The 19,471-nt window shown below is 45.0% G+C and carries 19 protein-coding genes and 1 tRNA gene; 2 read left to right on the top strand and 18 right to left on the bottom strand.

The window, feature by feature from the left end; translation table 11 throughout:
* Positions 1-58 precede the first annotated feature (58 nt).
* From secG to NSQ55_RS00915, 7 genes are all read right to left on the bottom strand, one after another.
* Positions 59-292: a preprotein translocase subunit SecG gene (secG, locus tag NSQ55_RS00945; protein WP_076126868.1), complete on the bottom strand. Its 234-nt coding sequence runs from the start codon at positions 290-292 to the stop codon at positions 59-61.
* 231 nt (positions 293-523) lie between these two features.
* Positions 524-1,810 (bottom strand): phosphopyruvate hydratase, encoded by a 1,287-nt coding sequence (gene eno / locus NSQ55_RS00940; RefSeq protein WP_036687130.1) that lies wholly within the window; start codon positions 1,808-1,810, stop codon positions 524-526.
* A gap of 73 nt (positions 1,811-1,883) precedes the next feature.
* Positions 1,884-3,428, bottom strand: coding sequence for a 2,3-bisphosphoglycerate-independent phosphoglycerate mutase (gene gpmI, locus NSQ55_RS00935; protein ID WP_076186855.1), 1,545 nt, complete (start codon positions 3,426-3,428; stop codon positions 1,884-1,886).
* Between the two features lies 1 nt (position 3,429).
* Positions 3,430-4,182 carry a triose-phosphate isomerase gene (tpiA, locus tag NSQ55_RS00930; RefSeq protein WP_036687124.1) on the bottom strand — a complete coding sequence of 251 codons (753 nt, stop codon included), beginning with the start codon at positions 4,180-4,182 and terminating at the stop codon, positions 3,430-3,432.
* 26 nt (positions 4,183-4,208) lie between these two features.
* A complete protein-coding gene (locus tag NSQ55_RS00925) occupies positions 4,209-5,390 on the bottom strand; it encodes a phosphoglycerate kinase (RefSeq protein ID WP_036687122.1) in 1,182 nt (393 codons plus the stop codon).
* A 116-nt stretch (positions 5,391-5,506) separates the two neighbouring features.
* Positions 5,507-6,517: a type I glyceraldehyde-3-phosphate dehydrogenase gene (gene gap, locus NSQ55_RS00920; RefSeq protein ID WP_076186857.1), complete on the bottom strand. Its 1,011-nt coding sequence runs from the start codon at positions 6,515-6,517 to the stop codon at positions 5,507-5,509.
* Positions 6,518-6,630: 113 nt separating this feature from the next.
* The gene (locus NSQ55_RS00915) at positions 6,631-7,683 is read right to left on the bottom strand and encodes a sugar-binding domain-containing protein (RefSeq protein WP_036687118.1); all 1,053 of its coding nucleotides are present in this window, start codon (positions 7,681-7,683) and stop codon (positions 6,631-6,633) included.
* Positions 7,684-7,951: 268 nt separating this feature from the next.
* Between NSQ55_RS00915 and NSQ55_RS00910 the strand changes: the two genes are divergently transcribed.
* Together NSQ55_RS00910 and clpP are read left to right on the top strand one after the other, a co-directional pair.
* A tRNA-Arg gene (locus NSQ55_RS00910) sits at positions 7,952-8,026 on the top strand.
* A gap of 193 nt (positions 8,027-8,219) precedes the next feature.
* Positions 8,220-8,816, top strand: coding sequence for an ATP-dependent Clp endopeptidase proteolytic subunit ClpP (clpP, locus tag NSQ55_RS00905; RefSeq protein WP_036687113.1), 597 nt, complete (start codon positions 8,220-8,222; stop codon positions 8,814-8,816).
* An 89-nt stretch (positions 8,817-8,905) separates the two neighbouring features.
* Here clpP and NSQ55_RS00900 read toward each other — a convergent pair whose 3' ends face one another.
* The 11 genes from NSQ55_RS00900 to NSQ55_RS00850 form a co-directional block, all read right to left on the bottom strand.
* On the bottom strand, positions 8,906-9,544 hold the full coding sequence (locus NSQ55_RS00900; protein WP_076186860.1) for a GDSL-type esterase/lipase family protein: 639 nt from the start codon (positions 9,542-9,544) through the stop codon (positions 8,906-8,908).
* A gap of 111 nt (positions 9,545-9,655) precedes the next feature.
* A complete protein-coding gene (locus NSQ55_RS00895; RefSeq protein WP_076186862.1) occupies positions 9,656-10,759 on the bottom strand; it encodes a DUF4163 domain-containing protein in 1,104 nt (367 codons plus the stop codon).
* A 126-nt stretch (positions 10,760-10,885) separates the two neighbouring features.
* Positions 10,886-11,641, bottom strand: a complete 756-nt coding sequence (locus tag NSQ55_RS00890) for an SIMPL domain-containing protein (protein ID WP_076126857.1) — start codon at positions 11,639-11,641, stop codon at positions 10,886-10,888.
* Between the two features lie 169 nt (positions 11,642-11,810).
* Positions 11,811-12,080, bottom strand: coding sequence for an HPr family phosphocarrier protein (locus tag NSQ55_RS00885; RefSeq protein ID WP_036687106.1), 270 nt, complete (start codon positions 12,078-12,080; stop codon positions 11,811-11,813).
* Positions 12,081-12,177: 97 nt separating this feature from the next.
* The gene (gene whiA / locus NSQ55_RS00880) at positions 12,178-13,107 is read right to left on the bottom strand and encodes a DNA-binding protein WhiA (RefSeq protein ID WP_036687104.1); all 930 of its coding nucleotides are present in this window, start codon (positions 13,105-13,107) and stop codon (positions 12,178-12,180) included.
* 45 nt (positions 13,108-13,152) lie between these two features.
* On the bottom strand, positions 13,153-14,100 hold the full coding sequence (locus NSQ55_RS00875; protein ID WP_169744815.1) for a YvcK family protein: 948 nt from the start codon (positions 14,098-14,100) through the stop codon (positions 13,153-13,155).
* 54 nt (positions 14,101-14,154) lie between these two features.
* Positions 14,155-15,054, bottom strand: a complete 900-nt coding sequence (gene rapZ / locus NSQ55_RS00870; RefSeq protein ID WP_076126855.1) for an RNase adapter RapZ — start codon at positions 15,052-15,054, stop codon at positions 14,155-14,157.
* 46 nt (positions 15,055-15,100) lie between these two features.
* Positions 15,101-16,051, bottom strand: coding sequence for an ROK family glucokinase (locus tag NSQ55_RS00865; protein ID WP_036687097.1), 951 nt, complete (start codon positions 16,049-16,051; stop codon positions 15,101-15,103).
* A 209-nt stretch (positions 16,052-16,260) separates the two neighbouring features.
* Positions 16,261-17,520 (bottom strand): DUF438 domain-containing protein, encoded by a 1,260-nt coding sequence (locus NSQ55_RS00860; protein ID WP_076308723.1) that lies wholly within the window; start codon positions 17,518-17,520, stop codon positions 16,261-16,263.
* A gap of 15 nt (positions 17,521-17,535) precedes the next feature.
* Entirely contained in the window at positions 17,536-17,760 is a 225-nt protein-coding gene (locus NSQ55_RS00855) for a DUF1858 domain-containing protein (RefSeq protein ID WP_076280344.1), read from the bottom strand.
* Between the two features lie 207 nt (positions 17,761-17,967).
* Positions 17,968-19,458, bottom strand: a complete 1,491-nt coding sequence (locus NSQ55_RS00850; RefSeq protein ID WP_076219204.1) for an altronate dehydratase family protein — start codon at positions 19,456-19,458, stop codon at positions 17,968-17,970.
* Between the last annotated feature and the right edge of the window lie 13 nt (positions 19,459-19,471).

Below are 19,471 nucleotides of genomic sequence, written 5' to 3'. Positions count from 1 at the left end.
ACAAAAAAGCCTCCGCTCTATTCCATTTAGAACAGAGCGAGGGCTTACGGTAGATCTTTTAGTCGATTAGAATAGCAGCTAGAATCGCCATGATGAAGAAACCAGCAGCAAGTCCAACAGTTACACGTTGTAGTACAAGCTCCATACCACGAGCTTTTGTTTTACCAAAGAGATGCTCAGCACCGCCAGAGATGGCACCGGAAAGACCCGCGCTTTTCCCCTTTTGCAGAAGAACGACCGCAATAAGACCGACGGAAAAAATCAGGAGCACAACTTTCAAAAAGATATCCATTCACTTCCACCTCCTACGCCTAAGCATCACTATCTATGGTAATTTAGGTTATCACGATACATAAACAGTATTCTTATTTTATCATAGCGCTGTCGGTAATACAACAGCTTAGACTGTTAAGTCGTAGCTTTTCTTGCAAGATAAGGATAAACCTATTAAAGTCTATCTTCTTCAAATCATAAAAAAGACCCGCCATAACGGCGGGTCTTCGAAGTCTGCTATAAAAGCAGATTATCTTTTAAGGTTGTAGAAGGATTTCAGGCCGTTGTATTGAGCCAATTCACCCAACTCATCTTCGATGCGAAGCAATTGGTTGTATTTAGCAACACGGTCTGTACGGGAAGGAGCACCTGTTTTGATTTGACCAGCATTAGTCGCAACAGCGATATCAGCGATTGTGCTATCTTCGGATTCACCGGAACGGTGGGAGATAACTGCTGTGTAACCAGCACGTTTAGCCATTTCAATAGCATCAAAAGTTTCAGTCAATGTACCAATTTGGTTAACCTTAACCAAGATGGAGTTACCGATACCTTTTTCGATACCTGTTGCAAGACGCTCAGTGTTAGTTACGAACAAGTCGTCACCAACCAATTGGACTTTGTCGCCCAATTTTTCAGTAAGCAATTTCCAGCCATCCCAGTCGTCTTCGGACATACCGTCTTCGATTGTGATGATAGGATATTTTTCAACCCATGAAGCAAGAAGGTCAACATACTCAGCGGAAGTGTAAGATTTACCTTCGCCAGCAAGGGTGTATTTACCGTCTTTGTAGAACTCAGTGGAAGCAACGTCCATACCCAAGAATACGTCAACACCTGGTTTGTAACCAGCTTTTTCAATAGCTTCGATGATTGTAGTGATTGCTTCTTCATTCGAACCAAGGTTCGGTGCGAAACCACCTTCGTCACCTACAGCTGTGTTCAGGCCTTTGGATTGAAGTACGGATTTCAAGTTGTGGAAGATTTCAGCACCTGTGCGAAGAGCTTCTTTGAAGCTTGGAGCTCCTACAGGAAGAACCATGAACTCTTGAACGTCGATGTTGTTGTCCGCATGCTCACCACCATTGATGATATTCATCATTGGTACTGGAAGAGTTTTAGCGTTGAATCCGCCCAGGTATACGTACAAAGGAATATCCAAAGCTGCTGCAGCTGCACGAGCTACTGCCATGGATACAGCTAGGATTGCGTTAGCGCCCAATTTACCTTTGTTAGGAGTTCCGTCCAAAGTAATCATCAATTTGTCGATGCCCACTTGGTCAAGAGCGTCCATACCGATAACTTCTGGAGCGATGATTTCATTTACGTTCTCAACAGCTTTCAGAACGCCTTTACCCATGTAACGGGATTTGTCGCCATCACGAAGTTCTACAGCTTCGTGAGCACCAGTGGAAGCGCCGGAAGGAACGATAGCGCGGCCTTTAGCACCGGATTCCAGATAAACGTCAACCTCTACAGTAGGGTTACCACGGGAGTCAAGGACTTCGCGAGCATATACATCAGAAATAATAGTCATGTAAGTTAATCTCCTTTTAACATTGTTTTGGTCTTACTTGTATAGCTTAAAATCAAAGGCGTTATACCTTACCTTACTTACGGCTAGCAATCATGGATTGTCCGGTCATTTCCGCAGGTTGCGGAAGTCCCATCAAATCTAGGATTGTTGGTGCTACGTCTGCAAGAATACCGGATTCACGCAATACAACATTCTCAGTAGTCACGATGAACGGAACAGGATTGGTTGTATGAGCTGTGAACGGGCGACCGTTCTCGTCAAATACCATATCTGCATTACCATGGTCAGCGATAATAATGGCAACGCCACCTTTGGCAACAACCGCATCCACTACTTTACCTACACACTCATCCGTCACTTCTACAGCCTTGATTGTTGGTTCCAGCATGCCGGAGTGTCCAACCATATCAGGATTGGCAAAGTTAAGAATGATAGCATCCTGTCTTTCCGCTTCGATTTCCGCTACGCAGGCTGCAGCCACTTCGTATGCGCTCATCTCAGGTTGAAGATCATAGGTTGCTACTTTAGGAGAGTTGATTAAGATCCGGGTTTCACCAGGAAGCTCCTCGTCACGTCCACCGCTGAAGAAGAAGGTTACATGCGGATATTTCTCAGTTTCCGCGATGCGCAGTTGCTTCTTGTTTTGTTGAACAAGCACTTCACCCAATGTGTTATCCAGGTTCTTCGGTGAATAGGCTACATAACCTTGTACCGTTTCGCTGAAAGTAGTTAGGCATACGAAGTGCAGGTTTTGCGGGAACAAAGGTCCACGGTCGAAACCGCGGAAATCTTGATTCGTGAACACTTGTGACAATTGAATAGCACGGTCAGGACGGAAGTTGAGGAACACGACGGAATCGCCGCTCTCTACTGCCGTTACAGGTTTGCCTTCACTGTTTACAATTACACTAGGTTCAACGAATTCATCAAATACCGAGTTTTCATAAGATGAAGTGATGGCTTGCACAGCATCCGTGTATTTAGGGCCTTCACCATAAACCATAGCACGGTAGGCTTTCTCTACACGTTCCCAACGTTTATCACGATCCATTGCGTAATAACGTCCGGACACCGTTGCAATTGTACCCACGCCAACCTCTTCGATTTTAGCTACTAGATCTTGGACAAACTTCTTCCCACTATCAGGAGCTACGTCACGACCGTCCATAAAAGCATGGATATACACTTCATGCATATCTTCTTTTTTAGCCAGGTCAAGCATAGCAAACAAGTGGTTAATATGGCTATGTACCCCTCCGTCGGATACAAGCGCGTAAAGGTGAAGCTTTTTGCCAGTGTTCTTAGCATTTCTAACTGCGCTAACCAGGGTTTCGTTATCGAAGAACTCGCCCTCGCGGATCGATTTATCAATACGAGTCAAATCCTGATAAACGATCCGGCCTGCACCAATATTCAAATGCCCTACTTCGGAGTTGCCCATTTGGCCTGCCGGAAGGCCTACAGCTTCACCGCAAGCAGTGAGTGTAGTGTTAGGATATTGTTTCAGGTAACGGTCATAGTTAGGTTTGTTGGCTTGAGCAACGGCATTACCTTCTGTCGTTCCACGCAAACCAAAACCATCCATGATGATCAAAGCTACGGGTTTTGGAGCTGACATCTTACTTCGCCCCCTCAACCAATTGAACGAAGGAATCCGGTTGTAAGCTGGCACCGCCAACAAGCGCACCATCGATGTCGCTTTGGCCCATGTACTCAGTTACATTCTCAGGCTTCACGCTGCCGCCGTATTGAATACGAACAGCTTCAGCTGTTGCTGCATCATACAGATCTTTTACAAGACTGCGGATGTAAGCAATAACTTCGTTAGCATCTTGGGAAGTGGAAGATTTACCTGTGCCAATAGCCCAGATAGGTTCGTATGCAATAACAACTTTTGCTGCTTGCTCGGCACTAAGACCTTGGAATGCAGCTTCAGTTTGTACTTTACATACTGCTTTAGTTTGATCAGCTTCACGCTCTTCGAGCTTTTCGCCAACACATACGATAGGAGTAATTCCGTGACGGAATGCAGCATGCATTTTCTTATTCACGATTTCATCCGTTTCGCCAAAATAAGCACGACGCTCAGAATGGCCAATGATAACATAGTCCACACCAAGATCACTTAGCATTACACCACTGATCTCGCCTGTGTAAGCACCGTTATCTTCAAAGTGTAGGTTTTGTGCACCAATCTTGATGTTAGTACCTTTTGCAGCTGCTACAAGTGCAGGCAGGTTAGTAAATGGAGCGCAGATTACAGTCTCAACGCCTTCTACTTCTGCTTTGCCTTTAATTTCAGCAATAAAGCTTTCTGCTTCAGGAACTGTTTTGAACATTTTCCAGTTACCTGCAATAATAGGTGTTCTCATGACTTATGTTGCCTCCTTCTTAGGTCTTACTTATCGTTCAGTGCTTCTACGCCAGGAAGCGCCTTGCCTTCCATGAACTCAAGGGATGCACCGCCACCAGTGGAGATATGATCCATTTGATCAGCCAGGTGGAATTTCTCTGCTGCTGCTGCGGAATCTCCGCCACCAATAACAGTGTAACCTTCAGTAGTTGCACAAGCTTTTGCTACTGCAAGTGTACCTTCAGCGAATTTATCGATTTCGAATACGCCCATAGGTCCATTCCAGACAACCAGCTTGGAGTTCTTGATAATATCGGCATAAAGTTCACGAGTCTTAGGTCCGATATCAAGTCCTTCCCAACCTTCTGGGATTTCATTGTAATCAACGATCTTAGTGTTAGCGTCAGCACCAAATTTATCAGCAACAACAACATCAACAGGAAGCATGAAGTTTTTACCAAGTGCTTTTGCTTTTTCGATGAATCCAAGAGCAACGTCAAGTTTGTCGTTGTCTACTAGTGATTTACCGATTTCAAAGCCTTGTGCTTTAGTGAATGTATAAGACAATCCACCGCCGATCAGGACGTTATCAGCCAAAGACAACAAGTTATCAATAACATCAATCTTGTCTTTAACTTTCGAACCACCGATGATCGCAGTGAAAGGACGTTCTGGGTTAGAAAGAGCTTTACCAAGAACAGACAATTCTTTCTCCATCAAAAGACCGGATACAGCTGGTAAGAAATGAGCGATACCTTCTGTCGATGCATGTGCACGGTGAGCCGCGCCAAACGCATCATTAACAAACAAATCAGCCAATTCAGCGAATTGTTTAGCCAGTTCAGGATCGTTTTTCTCTTCACCTGGGTAGAAGCGAACATTCTCAAGTACAAGTACGTCGCCTTCGCCTAGTTCAGCGATTTTTGCTTTTACAGCTTCGCCAATTGCTTCGTCAGCTTTAGCTACTGGTTTGCCAAGGAGCTCGGACAGACGTTCAGCAGCAGTAGTCAAACGCATGGAATCTACGAATTCGCCTTTAGGACGACCCATATGACTCGCAAGAATGATCTTTGCACCGTTCTCGATCAAATATTTAATGGTTGGAAGTGTTTCGCGAATACGAGTATCATCAGTAATTTTACCGTCTTCTACAGGTACGTTGAAATCCACGCGTACAAATACGCGCTTACCCTTTACTTCTACATCACGGACGCTTTTTTTGTTCATGATTAATTCCTCCACACCCAAAATTGTTTCTAGCAGGAAACAAGAAATACATTTAGAAAGAGCGGAAACAAGGAATTTCTGTTTCCGCTCTATAGATGTTGCTTATATCAAGTCAATTACTTAGCGATTTTAGCGAATTTCTCCAAAGTACGAACCAATTGTGCAGTGTAGGACATTTCATTGTCATACCAAGCAACAGTTTTAACCAGTTGTTTGTCGCCAACAGTCAATACTTTAGTTTGTGTAGCATCGAACAGGGATCCGAAAGTCATACCTTTGATGTCGGAAGATACGATTTCATCTTCAGTGTAACCATAAGTGTCTGGATCGGAAGCTGCTTTCATTGCTGCGTTGACTTCTTCAACAGTAACGCTCTTATCAAGAACAGTTACAAGTTCAGTCAGGGAACCAGTTGCAACTGGAACACGTTGAGCTGCACCATCCAATTTACCTTTAAGTTCTGGAATAACCAGACCGATTGCTTTAGCAGCACCAGTAGTGTTAGGAATGATGTTCTCAGCTGCTGCACGAGCGCGTCTGAAGTCACCTTTAGCATGTGGAGCATCCAAAGTGTTTTGGTCGCCAGTGTAAGCATGAATTGTAGTCATCAAGCCTTCAACGATACCGAACTTGTCGTTCAGTACTTTTGCCATAGGAGCTAGGCAGTTAGTTGTGCAAGATGCGCCGGAAATAACAGTCTCAGTACCATCAAGAATGTCATCGTTAACGTTGTAAACGACAGTTTTCATGTCGCCAGTAGCTGGAGCGGAGATAACTACTTTCTTAGCTCCACCTTTCAAGTGTTTTTCAGCTGCTTCTTTAGTTGTGAAGAAACCTGTGCACTCAAGTACGATATCAACGCCTAGGTCGCCCCATGGCAATTCTTCAGGGTTGCGGTTAGCAAGAACCTTAACTTCTTTACCATTGACTTTGAAGAAGCCATCATGCACTTCAACATCACCTTGGAATTTACCTTGAGTTGTATCATATTTAAGCAAATGAGCAAGCATCTTAGCGTCAGTCAAGTCGTTGATTGCTACCACTTCGATACCTTCTACATTTTGAATACGGCGGAAAGCAAGGCGTCCAATACGTCCAAAACCGTTAATTCCAACTTTTACACTCATTGAATAGTTCCTCCTAGAATTCGTTTTATTTATTCAAAACAGACGGTGAGGTCTGTCATGACAACAATGTTAAGTATGATGCAAGAAGTATGTTATTGCCTGCAATCTAAAAACTACGAAGATAGCTGTAGTTGATTGTCAATTTCCTTGCCTATTTCTACTGCGGCAGCCTCGTCCGTGACGAGAATATTCTCCTGCCCGAAACGCAGCATGGCATGAATGGCTTTGGCCTTGGGTTTGCCTCCTGCAATACCGATGACTTTCTCTGTCCGAATAATATCTTCTAGACGTAGACCCATCGTAAGCATGGTATGGACAACCTGACCCTCTTCATTGAAATAATAGCCAAAAGATTCGGCCACTGCCCCTTCACCCTGGATTTCCGAGACTGTAGCCTCGTCCAGTTTGCGGCGGCGGGTCATTTCAATGGCATCCCCAATCCCATGTACAATAATACGCGAACTACGGATGGTTTGTACAATCTCTCCAATATTAGAGTCAAGTGCCAGCGATTGGTATGCATCCCCACTAAGCAAATCAGGGACATGCAACAACCGGTAGTTGGCTCCAACCCGCTTTGCCATTGTTGAGGCAATCGTGTTGGCTTGAATCTCCATACTCTCTCCTAATCCTCCACGCGCCGGAACAAACCAAGCGTTCTTATAGGAAAGGGACAACGGCGGTGTCAGTTGATCAGCCATATCGGCAAGCGTAGATCCACCTGTGACGGCAACTGTATCATCTGCGCGAAGTATACTCAGCAGCGCTTTCGCACCCGCTCGGCCAAGCTCTCGTTTGGTGAACGGCGATGACTCACAATCACCCGGTACTACAATAACTTTATCCAGACCATACGTTGCTCGAATTTTCTCTTCCAGCTCATCCAGACCAAATAGGCTCTTAACAACCGGCTCTAGCAAATCAAGCAGTCTACGTCCAGCAGCGCTAATGCGCATGCCAACACTCTCGATCTCAATAAGCCCTTGCGATTTCAGAAGATCCGTCTCGGCACGCAGTACCCGCTCAGTCATATCTAGCGAAGCGGCTAGCGTTCTGCGCCCAATAATATCGGACAGCATGATCTGATGAAGAATCGTGTACCGTCTCTTAAGGGTTTCCATGAGATCAGGCAGAAGCTGCTTTTGGATATCTAATAAATTACGCATACTTTCACTCCTGCAACTTCGTCTTCCTCTATTCCCTTGTTCATGGTCTCAAAACGTCCCGGGTAAACTTTTTAAGTCCCACCCATATTCTAACCAAATATTGCTCGAAGCGCAAGTCTTCCGAGAGTAGAATTCTCAAGCGCTTGTCTTCTTATACATTAATAAGGTCAGAAAAAGATTTAGCGCCCGATGCCTGCCCCTAAAGCGCTTGTCCAGTATTAATATTACATTGCAATTGTGTAAAAATTGTATTATAATCATTTTTGTTGCGCCCGTGGTCCAATGGATATGACGTAGGCCTCCGAAGCCTGAGATCCAAGTTCGATTCTTGGCGGGCGCGCCATTAATTTCATTTTTGCACATAATTTAGTAGTGCCTATACTAATACTTAACCAAAGAGCCGCTTGTCGGCTCTTTTTTTTGAATATAAGTTTGACTTTCTTTGACTTTTTGTTTGAATTTGTTTATCATGTGGGTAATACGGCAAGAGTAAAAATGAATACATTTAAAGAACCAATATCAAGGAGGTTTTCCACGTGAGTTATATTCCTATGGTAGTAGAACAGAGCAACCGCGGCGAGCGCGCTTATGACATCTATTCCCGCCTGCTGAAGGACCGCATCATTTTCCTTGGAACGGAGGTTAATGACGTGGTAGCCAATTCTATCATCGCACAAATGCTGTTCTTGGCTGCCGAAGATCCTGACAAGGACATTCACCTTTACGTGAATAGCCCAGGCGGTTCCATTACTGCAGGTATGGCTATTTTTGATACAATGCAGTACATTAAACCAGACGTTTCCACCATCTGTGTGGGTATGGCAGCTTCCATGGGAGCTTTCCTGCTAAACGCTGGCGCCAAAGGCAAACGCTTCGCACTGCCTAACAGCGAGATCATGATCCACCAGCCTCTGGGTGGTGCTCAAGGTCAAGCAACGGACATTGAAATCCGTGCCCGCCGCATCCTCAAATTGCGCGATAAGCTGAACCGTATTCTAGCAGAACGTACGGGTCAACCTCTAGAACGTATTGAGAAGGATACAGATCGCGACTACTTCATGACTGCTGCAGACGCGGCTGAATACGGTATCGTAGATAAAGTAATCGAGAAGACATTGCCTAGCGGTGTGTAAGCTATAAAGTAAAAATATAAAGAGGCTGTGCTCTATCCGTTATGGTTAGAGCACAGCCTCTTTATATTTTATAGAAGACCTAAATCCAATTAAGCCAGGCCGCCATAACCTAGCGCATCCAGCTTCTCGGCAATTACGCGATAACCCCGGCCATTCGGATGCAAATGATCAATGGATAACAGCCCTCTCTCATTTCCTGCGAACTCACTGTAAATCGAAGCAAATCCACATACTCGGCTGCTGTACTGTGCTGCGTATTGATTAAACTGCCTGACCCACTCTGTCGCACCAACCACCTGAGGATAGGGGTTATATAATCCCACAATTCTAATGATAAAAGGTCTACGCGTCCTCGCCTTCAATTGTATAAGGATATTCATAATTGCAGAGAAATTTTGTTTGCATTCCTGAAGCGATCTGCGCAGTTCTGCGGATAAGTTGCCTTGCTGTCTTGCTGCTGATTTGGCCGCGTGAATCAAATCATTACCACCGATAGACACAGTGATGATATCAGCTACTCGAACGGCCTCACGCATCATGGAATTTCCGCGCAGCCGCTGCTCCAGCTCTGAAGTAGTCATTCCGTTCACGCCTAAATTCGTAGAGGCTACAGTAGTCCGCAGTCTCCCTTCTGCCATTCTACGGTACACCGGTACAAAACCGTTACCTGGCAGAGCACCAAATCCAGTCGTCAAGGAATCGCCAATTGCAGTATATTGGTAGCCCATAGCTCTCCCCCGTTCATAAACTAGTTACTCCCTTTAGCATATGAACAAGAGACAACTCTGGTAAGGGGGAGATGTCTTGTGCCGACATTAGCGGAGACGAAGCGTTTTCATTTATTTCATGCCAGCAAACGGGCTACTGCCATCCGGTAAAAGCTCTTTGAAACTAAAAGTATACTCAGGGAAGCCTGCAGCATACGCTGTGTACTCATATAATTGGAAGAACAGAACAACCTTGTCGTCCTTCAGATAGAAATATTTCTCCGTATTCAATCCGTTGAATCCTCCCAAATAACTATCCTCTGCCTTCAGCAGCTTGCTCAGCTTTGCATTCAGCTGTTTTTTGTAGTTTGGATTAGCTCCAAACAGGTCGCCCAACAGTAGACGTTTACCATCCTTAAGCGAGAAGGTGAAGGCTTCACGGTTAGTCATTCCATGGGCGCCGCCCGTATCACTATACTGATGCATCACTATGCTGATCACACCATTCTGATTGTAGGTCACTACATAACCTGAATCATAGGTGTATTTGGGCTCTGCTCCATCTCGATCGGAGATATCCTGTTCTGCACCCGCCGCGAATTTCATAACACTTTCCTTCAAAGTATTATTAATAGCTTGTTGCGCACTGGAGTTGCCCAATCCACTGATCTTCGGATAATCAAGCTGAATAAAAGCTTCTGCCCGATCTTTAGCATAAGTTTCCGTGGTTACCGTCAGCGCGTTCTGCGGTCTGTTCACCACATTCAGCCTACTGGCGGCCCGACTCCAATCTACCTTATAACCCATATAATCATTTAACAATCCTGATGGAACATAGAGGCGATTATTAATTAACTTCCCTTCATACTCTCGAATGAAATAGTTGTTCACCCACACAGAAGTACCGTAGCTGGATAACATCAACTTGGCCTTGGTCGATCCTTTTCCAATCATGTACGCATTTTCCTTCTTATCATACACAAGCGGTAATCCCAACACATCTCGCATAAAAGTTATGGGAATCCAGGCCTGTCCTTCCTTCAAAATACCTTCCTGCAACGAATTTATCCCGTTTGCCTTTAAAACGATACGCGAATCAATAGCTTTATTCTCCGTTTTACTAGCTGCTGCATAACCCGTTTCGCTGGGCAGCAGGCCTCCAACAAACAATAAACCTGCTGACATCAGACCTATGCCCCATTTGCGCGCTGATTCTTTTGAAATAATATTCATCATCTTATTTTTCCTCTCCTTTCCAATTTATTAAACAGAATCGTAGAGAACTTACACAAAAAAAGAGGCGCCCCCCACTATTACTAGTGGAAGATCACCTCTCCTCTCTGCATTCACCTTGTTCTGATACTATTTCAATTCATACATTACGCTCAGCTGAGTTGTAACTTTAACTACTCCGGGTTGCACGGATGTGCTTGCACCAGCATCTGCTGCAGCCATATTCATTTTTAGATTCTGTTCAAAATAAACCGGAGTGATATCGCCATCATTTTGGCTGACCGTGATCACTTGACCCAAGCTGCGTTTAGCTGCCTTAGCAATAGCCCCTGCTTTAACATCTGCATTCGCCATCGCTTTTTCAATCACCTGAGCTTCAAATGCAGAAGTATCTTCCACAGAAAAACGTGCATTTCCGATATTATTCGCCCCTGCCGCAGATGCAGCGTCCAGCAATTCACCAACCTTGGTCAGATCTCTATAAGACACTAACAGCGTATGATTGGCGTTGTACCCCTTCACTTGCTGTCCTTCTTTTTCGCTGTAACTATAATTGGGTTGCACATAAAACTGCGTGCTTTGAATATCTTTATCTGCAATTTTCCAAGTATTCTTCAGTAAAGTCATAATCTTCTGAATTTTAGCGGCATTGGTCTTCTGCGCTTCTTGCGCAGTTGTGGCCGTAGTATCCACACCGATGGACAAGTATACGATATCCGGCTTGAGGGACAATTCGCCTTTACCTACTACACTAACGACATTTTTCTGCACTTCATCTGCGTAAGCCTTTGCAGGACCTTGGAAAACACCACTCATGCTGATCCCTCCAATTAACAAACTCCCTACGATCATCACTGAACCAATTTTCTTCAATAAACCTTTCATATTTGCCAGCCCCTTTCATTTCTTGTGATTTGTTATTATCCTCTAGACGAGTCATTTTGGTAAATGTTGCACGTTCTCCATCTATTTTTTGGTATTAAAAAAAGCCCCGAAGGGCTTTTGGTCATGCGATAAATAAAGTCTTCCTAGCAGAAACGATGTTGTCTTCCTATTATTGGTTCTCAAGCTCTTCTTTGCTGACCAGACTTGTCAAAGCGTTTACAGCTTGATCGGCATCCGCACCGTCCGCGCTAATGTAAATCTCCGTGCCGGAACTGATAGCGAGGCTCATAATCCCCATAATACTTTTAGCATTTACTTTTTTATCATCTTTTTCCACGAAAATCTCCGACGAAAACTTGTTAGCTTCTTGCACAAACAATGCTGCCGGTCGGGCATGAAGCCCTGTCTTCAACCGAACAACTACCGGGTGCTTTGTCATGAAACGCTTACCCCCTAATTGAGTTCTCCCCAAAAGTTTCACATTAATTTTATATTATTATATCATTATAACGTAAACCACACTAGAAAAAAAGTAATTAGCCGCCTCGAACCTTGTCCGCCAGCTCATCAATCTTACGAAGCCGATGATTTACTCCCGACTTACTGACTGTACCTTTGAGCATTTCACCAACCTCCTTGAGGTTGATATCTGGATGCGCCATTCGAATTTCTGCTACTTCACGCAGTTTATCCGGCAAATTCTCCAGTCCCATTTCTCGCTGCAACAGCTTGATATTCTCAATCTGCCGCACCGCAGCACTTATTGTTTTGTTGAGATTTGCGGTCTCGCAGTTCACGATCCGATTCACGGAATTACGCATATCGCGCATAATTCTTACATCCTCAAATTTGAACAGCGCCTGATGCGCTCCAATCAAACTTAAGAATTCAATAATCTTCTCGCCTTCTTTAATGTAAAGAATGAACCCTTTTTTACGTTCAATACAGCGTGCGTTTAGGTGGAATTCCCCAGCCAGATCCACTAATGCTTTACAATGTTCCTCATACATCGAGGAAATCTCCAAATGGTAGGAGGAGCCTTCCGGATTATTAACCGATCCGCCAGCCAGAAAGGCACCGCGCAAATAAGCACGCTTGCAGCAGTTATTCCCAACAATCTCATCATCAATACCATCGGTAAAAATAAATCCTTCCGACACAATTCTAAGATCCTTTAGGATCTCTTGTACACGGTTTGGGATTCTGACGATATAGACGTTATTTTTCTTCAAACGCATTTTTTTACGCACGAGTAGCTCAATATGGACCTGGTAATATTTCTTAAGTAAAGAATATACCCGCCTTGCAATCGCGGCGTTCTCCGTCGAAATGTCGAGAATAACCTTTTTGCTTGAAAGCTGCACAGATCCATTCATACGGATAAGCGCTGACATTTCCGCCTTCTCGCAGCAGGGTTCACTCTCCACCATCGTCAGCTCTTTTTTGGTAAGGGCCGCAAAAGACAAGGGTCTCACCTCTTTCTTGATAAGTACTTCGTTCTCATCTATAAGTTATACCCTAGGGTTTCTGTTTATCCAATCCTGCACAAGCTGATAAATGTGATGACTAAGCTTATCGGTATCATGTCTCAAATAAGTTCGGAATAAAACCAGTTTATCGGCTATAACCTTGTATCCATTGCCATCCAGCGCTTCTTTATCAAGCTGCACCGGGCGCGCGCCCTTCTCGGCGTACTTCGTCTGGACCTGTTCCGGAATCTCACCGTCATTAACAATAACATAATCGAATAAATCGATCCCGATATGATCATATACAGCTTGAAGATGATCGCTGACGGTATAGTTATCCGTTTCACCCGGCTGAGTCATTACGTTGCAGACGAAAATTTTGATAGCATTCGAAGATACAACCGCTTCTGCCAGTTTCGGAACAAGCAGGTTGGGAAGAATGCTCGTATACAGACTGCCAGGACCCAGCAGGATCGCATCTGCATTCCGAATCGCCTCAAGCGCTTCGGGCAACGGTTCTACATCTGGCGGCTCCAAGGACACTCGTCTGATGATCCCGCCAGCTTCAGGGATTTTGGACTCCCCCGTGATAATCGTGCCGTCCGACATTTCTGCATGCAGGATTACAGCCTCACCGGCCGCAGGCAATACCCGGCCGCGAACAGCGAATAATCGACTGAGCTCCCGTACAGCTGTAACGAAATCGCCGGATATATCCGTGAGCGCAGCAAGAATCAAGTTGCCGAGACTATGACCAGCTAGTCCCTCACCCGTGTTGAAACGGTATCTCATAATCTCTGCCATGAGCGGCTCAACATCAGCCATAGCTGTCAATACGTTGCGGATGTCCCCAGGAGGAGGCATTTGCAGTTCACTGCGCAAAATACCTGAGCTTCCCCCATCATCGGCAACGGTAACAATAGCAGTAATATCTAATGGCTTCTCTTTTAAACCACGAAGCATAACAGATAACCCCGTGCCACCGCCCATAACGACGATACGTGGACGCTGTCTTTGTTCTTCAGCCACTATGACCCCTTCTCTCTAGTGCCGATCACGCTCGGAATCCCGATGACTAACGGTTACGGATTCCGTCTCGCTAACGCCCAGCATTTTACCCAAATACTCAGATATGGCTACGGAACGGTGTTTACCTCCCGTACAGCCAATGCCAATGATAATCTGGGACTTACCTTCCTTGCGATATTGCGGAATTAGAAAATGAAGCATATCGAGCAGTTTGGTCAGGAACACCTGTGTTTCAGGCCACTTCATTACATAATCGTAGACTTCACTGTCCTGGCCGGTTTTAGGCCGCAGATGGTCCACATAATGTGGGTTAGGCAAGAAGCGGACATCAAAGACAAGATCTGCATCAATAGGGATACCGTACTTAAATCCGAAGGATGTAATATTGACGGAAAGCGTACTTTTTCCTAGATGCGAAAACCGTGAAACGATCTTCTCCTTAAGCTGCACGGGCTTCATACTGCTGGTATCTAAACATAACGTAGCTGAATTTTTCAATTCTTCAAGCATTTTACGTTCTAGCTTGATACCATCAAGCGGCAGCCCCTTAGGTGCTAATGGATGATGACGTCGACTTTCCTTGTAACGCTGAACAAGTACTGAATCTGTAGCATCCAAAAACAAGATCTCACAGCCAATGGTTGACTCATCCTTGATATAGGCAAGAGACTCAGACAAAGCAGTGAAGAATTCTCGACCACGCAGGTCAATTACAAGGGCTACCTTGGCAATCTTACCCTTTGACTGTTCAATTAGCTCTGCGAACTTGGGAATCAGCACCGGTGGTAAATTATCGACACAGAAGAACCCTAGGTCTTCCAGACTTTGTACAGCAATTGTCTTCCCCGCACCTGACATTCCCGTAATAATAATCAGGGTGGCTCCAGCCGTTGGGGTATTGTCCAATTCGGTCATAAAAGCGTCCCCTCCCTAGATTTAGTATATGAATACTTCCCGTCTTTTAAGAACGCAGCAAAAGGCCGGCAGCCCCAACAATACCTGCGTCATTGCCAAGCTCAGCTGGAATAATCGAAACACCAGTTTGAAGCGGAGCCGGTGTCAATTTCGCAAACACACGACGAACCTCGTCAAATAGAATATCTCCAGCCTTAGACACACCGCCGCCAACGATAAATACTTCAGGGTTAAGCACAGCCGCAACAGAAGCCATGGATTTACCCAGATAGTACGCTGCACGATTCACTATACGGATAGCTACTTCATCGCCAGCCTTAGCCGCATCAAAGACTTCTTTCGCAGCAATCTTCTCTACCATAGAGAGGGAAGTACGATCGCCACGAGCTACTGCATCATTAGCCATGCGGATAATACCTGTAGCGGAGGAAACGGTTTCCAGACAGCCCATGTTGCCACAGCCGCATTGAATAGCTTCCAGATCCGGCACTACTGTGATATGACCAAGCTCACCAGCTAATCCCGCAAAGCCTTGATAAATCTTTCCATTAATAATGATTCCGCCACCGACACCTGTTCCAAGCGTATAGCAGACACAGTTATCAACGCCACGTCCCGCACCGCTCCAAGCTTCGCCCAGTGCAGCCACATTCGCATCATTGTCTATTTTGACAGGCTTGTTCCAACGATCTTCCAAAATGGAACGGATCGGCACATCTCTAAATCCTATGTTAGGCGCAAGGATGATGATTCCTTCACGAATATTTGTGAACCCGGCTACACCCGCTCCTACACCTGCAAGCTGATCCCAAGAGTACGGGGAATCCTCCACAATTTGGCGTACATACTTCTCGATATTATCGATAACAGTATCGACACCCTCTGCAGTTCCTGTAGGTCCCTCATAAGTATGTAGCAGGGTACCTTCAGCATTACAGATTCCAACCTTAATTGCAGTTCCACCCAAATCCACGCCAACGTAGATATTCTCAGACATGTAACAAGCCACCTTTTTTTATACTAAAATAGTTAATCCTAAGTACCAACTATAATAGAAGCCCTCTCTGTGGTCAAGGAAAGACAACACACCCGGGAATTCCTTATTTTAAGAGTATACTCTATTATATTCTAAAAAGACCCCCTTACGCCTAAGTAAGAGAGTCTTGTACCTATATTATTATCTGGAAAATAACCCAACGCACCGATTTATTCAGATAAAATGCGCTTTTGGCCCTCTAATGCTCGGATTGGAGCGATATTCTGTGTGAACTCTAGCGTGCCCATATATTGGCCTGACTCGTCTCGTACAGCGAAGTAACGGATGTAGATAAACTTATCCTTGATATTGATCCAGAAGTCTTCAGCATCCTTACGGCCTGCCTTAAAGTCTTCCAAAAGCTTCTCTACCACATGAACACTTTGCGGGGGATGACAGTTCTGTACTGTACGGCCGATAACCGCTTTAGTTCGGGCAAAGATACGTTCTTTCCCATGTGAAAAATATCGGACAACATCATTCTCATCAATGAAGGTTAGATCTACAGGAAGATGGTTGAGTACGGTCTCCAGCTGATGCAGTGACAACAACCCTGTCTCAAAACGGATGAACCCGCCTTGCGGCGTAGCTCCTTCTGTTTCTTCCAGCACTGCGCCGTCCGGCTCAGCGGCCCGCTCAGGGATCCACTCCTGCTCCGGTGCGGTTAGGCAGAACCCGATCTCATCACTCTCCCGGGCGATTTTGACCCATTCATCTTCCGTCAGTTTGTCCAGGGCCATGGGCAATAGAATATTTTCTTCCTTAAAGATCATTTCATTAACTTCCTTGATGATCTCCTCAAGCTGAATGCCTATTTCTGTTGCGTTTCCGCTATAAGTGCTGAGCGCAGCTTTTGCCTCTTTAATCATACGGCGGATATTATCATCCACTCCCCACATTACCTTGGTTGGGCCATAAATGCCGTATTTTTCGAGGTATGGGAACAGCAGATTTTCTTTTCGGCTATAGTGTTTATCAAGATCCAGCAGCAAGCTAAGATCCTCCAACAATTTGAAGATCAGTTCCTCACTATCATTCTTTTGAAACTTTGTTGCGTGCAGATCCATGCGGAAGTTAACAAGTTTTTCGATCTCACGGTTCTCCAATTTGAAGGTGTGTACTGGATGGCCTGGCTGCTCCTCGGGCTGGGACGAGCGGTGAATTTGCTCAATAGAGCCTTTAAAGATGGCTGTATGCACCGAACAAAGACGTTGGACCTCGGATACCGGAATTCCTTCTTCGGTCATTAATGAATGCTCCATCGCGGAAATCTCCGCTACGGTAACATCACCCACAGCTTCAGCGAATCGCGCCTTAACCTCTTCTACACTTTTGCCTGCATGCAGCTCTTTAATAATCTCCTTAAGCATAGCCTGGCGACGAGTCTGTTCCGGCACATCAACTTCACGGTTGTTAATCAGTTCGCTCATATTAACACTCCTTTATTAAATAATCTCGAAACCATGACGTTCAAAAGTTTGCTTCACGTGCTCGAGATCCATTTTTTTCAGCTTAATTCCTTTGGATAAGGTCATGAAACGGCCAGCAGTCTGCAGCATGCCAGGCTTGGCAATATCCTTAAAGCCCAGCTCTACCATAATCTCGATGACCTCCGGATGCCGTGATACCATCTCGAATATAGATTCATCCAAACTCAGCACTTTTTCCATCTGACTCTTCTCCTTTATGTGAGAACTATTCTCAATAAAAGATTAGCACAGGCCGTATAGGACCATTGTGATTGCAATCACTAATTCAAAAGAAAGCAATTATCGTTCTTTTTAAGACGGATTATGTATGCTGTGAACCTAAAAAAACTGCCCCCTACGCTTAAAAAGCATAAGAGACAGCCTGATTTGTCATTAATTAATGATTTATTATAGCGTTACTCCTGTTTTGAATATGGAGATCTCACGGAAATTATTCTTTTCATTATTAACCCATTCACCGCTGGCCACCGCAATAATATAGTTTATGAAGCTGCGCAGGACCTCATCTGGAGAACCATCTTCCACCAACACACCTGCATTAAAATCGATCCAATGACGTTTGCCTTCATACAATGGGGTATTGGTAGATACCTTCATCGTTGGCACGAATGTACCAAATGGTGTTCCCCGCCCGGTCGTAAAGATCACCAATTGGCAGCCAGCAGCAGCCAGTGCAGAGGAAGCCACAAGATCATTGCCAGGTGCGTTAAGGAGATTTAAGCCTTTATTAGTGATAAGCTCCCCGTACTTGAGGACATCCATAACTGTAGCGTTCCCCGATTTTTGAGTACAACCCAATGATTTATCCTCAAGCGTAGTAATTCCTCCGGCTTTATTCCCTGGAGAAGGATTTTCATATACCGGCTGTTTATAGTCCATAAAATACTGCTTAAAGTCATTAATGAGATCGACAATTTTGTTGAAAATAGTTTCGTCCGCAGCACGTTCCATTAGAATTTTTTCGGCACCAAACATTTCAGGCACTTCTGTCAGTACAGTGGTCCCGCCTTGAGCAGCCATATAATCAGACAGACGTCCAAGGAGCGGATTCGCAGTAATACCGGATAACCCGTCGGAGCCTCCACATTTCAGACCGATCTTCAGCTCGGAGAGTGATACCTCTTCCCGTTGATCACCTTGTACATTATTGTAGATTTCCTTCAGCAGCTTCACGCCTTCTTCAATCTCATTCCCAACCTCCTGGGAGACAAGGAAACGCACACGATCCTCATCATAGCTGCCCAGCATGTCTTTAAAAATATGCAAATTGTTATTCTCACAGCCCAATCCGAGCACAAGCACGCCGCCCGCATTCGGATGTTTAACCGCGTTAGCCAGTATCGTACGTGTATTGTCATGATCATCGCCCAGCTGGGAGCAACCGTAGTTATGCTTAAGCACGAGCACGTTATCGAAAGGTGCGATATCTCCAACCTCTGCTTTGAAAATATTGATGATCTGCTCCGCCACTCCATTCACACAACCAACAGTAGGGACGATCCACAGCTCATTGCGGATACCTACAGATCCATCAAAGCGGCGATACCCCTTAAAGGTCAAATTCTCCGCTGCAAAAGGATTCGGCGTCAGCTTCTGCTCAAAGGTATATTCCTCTACCCCTGTTAGGTTTGTCTTAGTGTTATGGGTATGCACCCACTGCCCTGGCGCGATAGACGCTATAGCATGACCAATAGGGTAACCATATTTCAATACGTTTTCACCTTCGCTAATGCTGGATAGTGCAATTTTATGGCCTCTAGCGATATCTTCAGTAATTTTAATCTCTTTTGAACCAATCACAATGGTGTCGCCTGCTTTATAGTCTTTAAGTGCAACAGCGACATTATCAGCCTCATTAATCTGCAATACTTCTTTCATCGTCTTGATCATA

It is taken from the genome of Paenibacillus sp. FSL H7-0943 (genome assembly GCF_037963265.1).
Classification (GTDB): Bacteria; Bacillota; Bacilli; order Paenibacillales; family Paenibacillaceae; genus Paenibacillus_AQ; species Paenibacillus_AQ odorifer.
The sequence above is the reverse complement of the archived record's forward strand: the minus strand, read 5'-3'. Positions and strand labels throughout refer to the sequence as shown.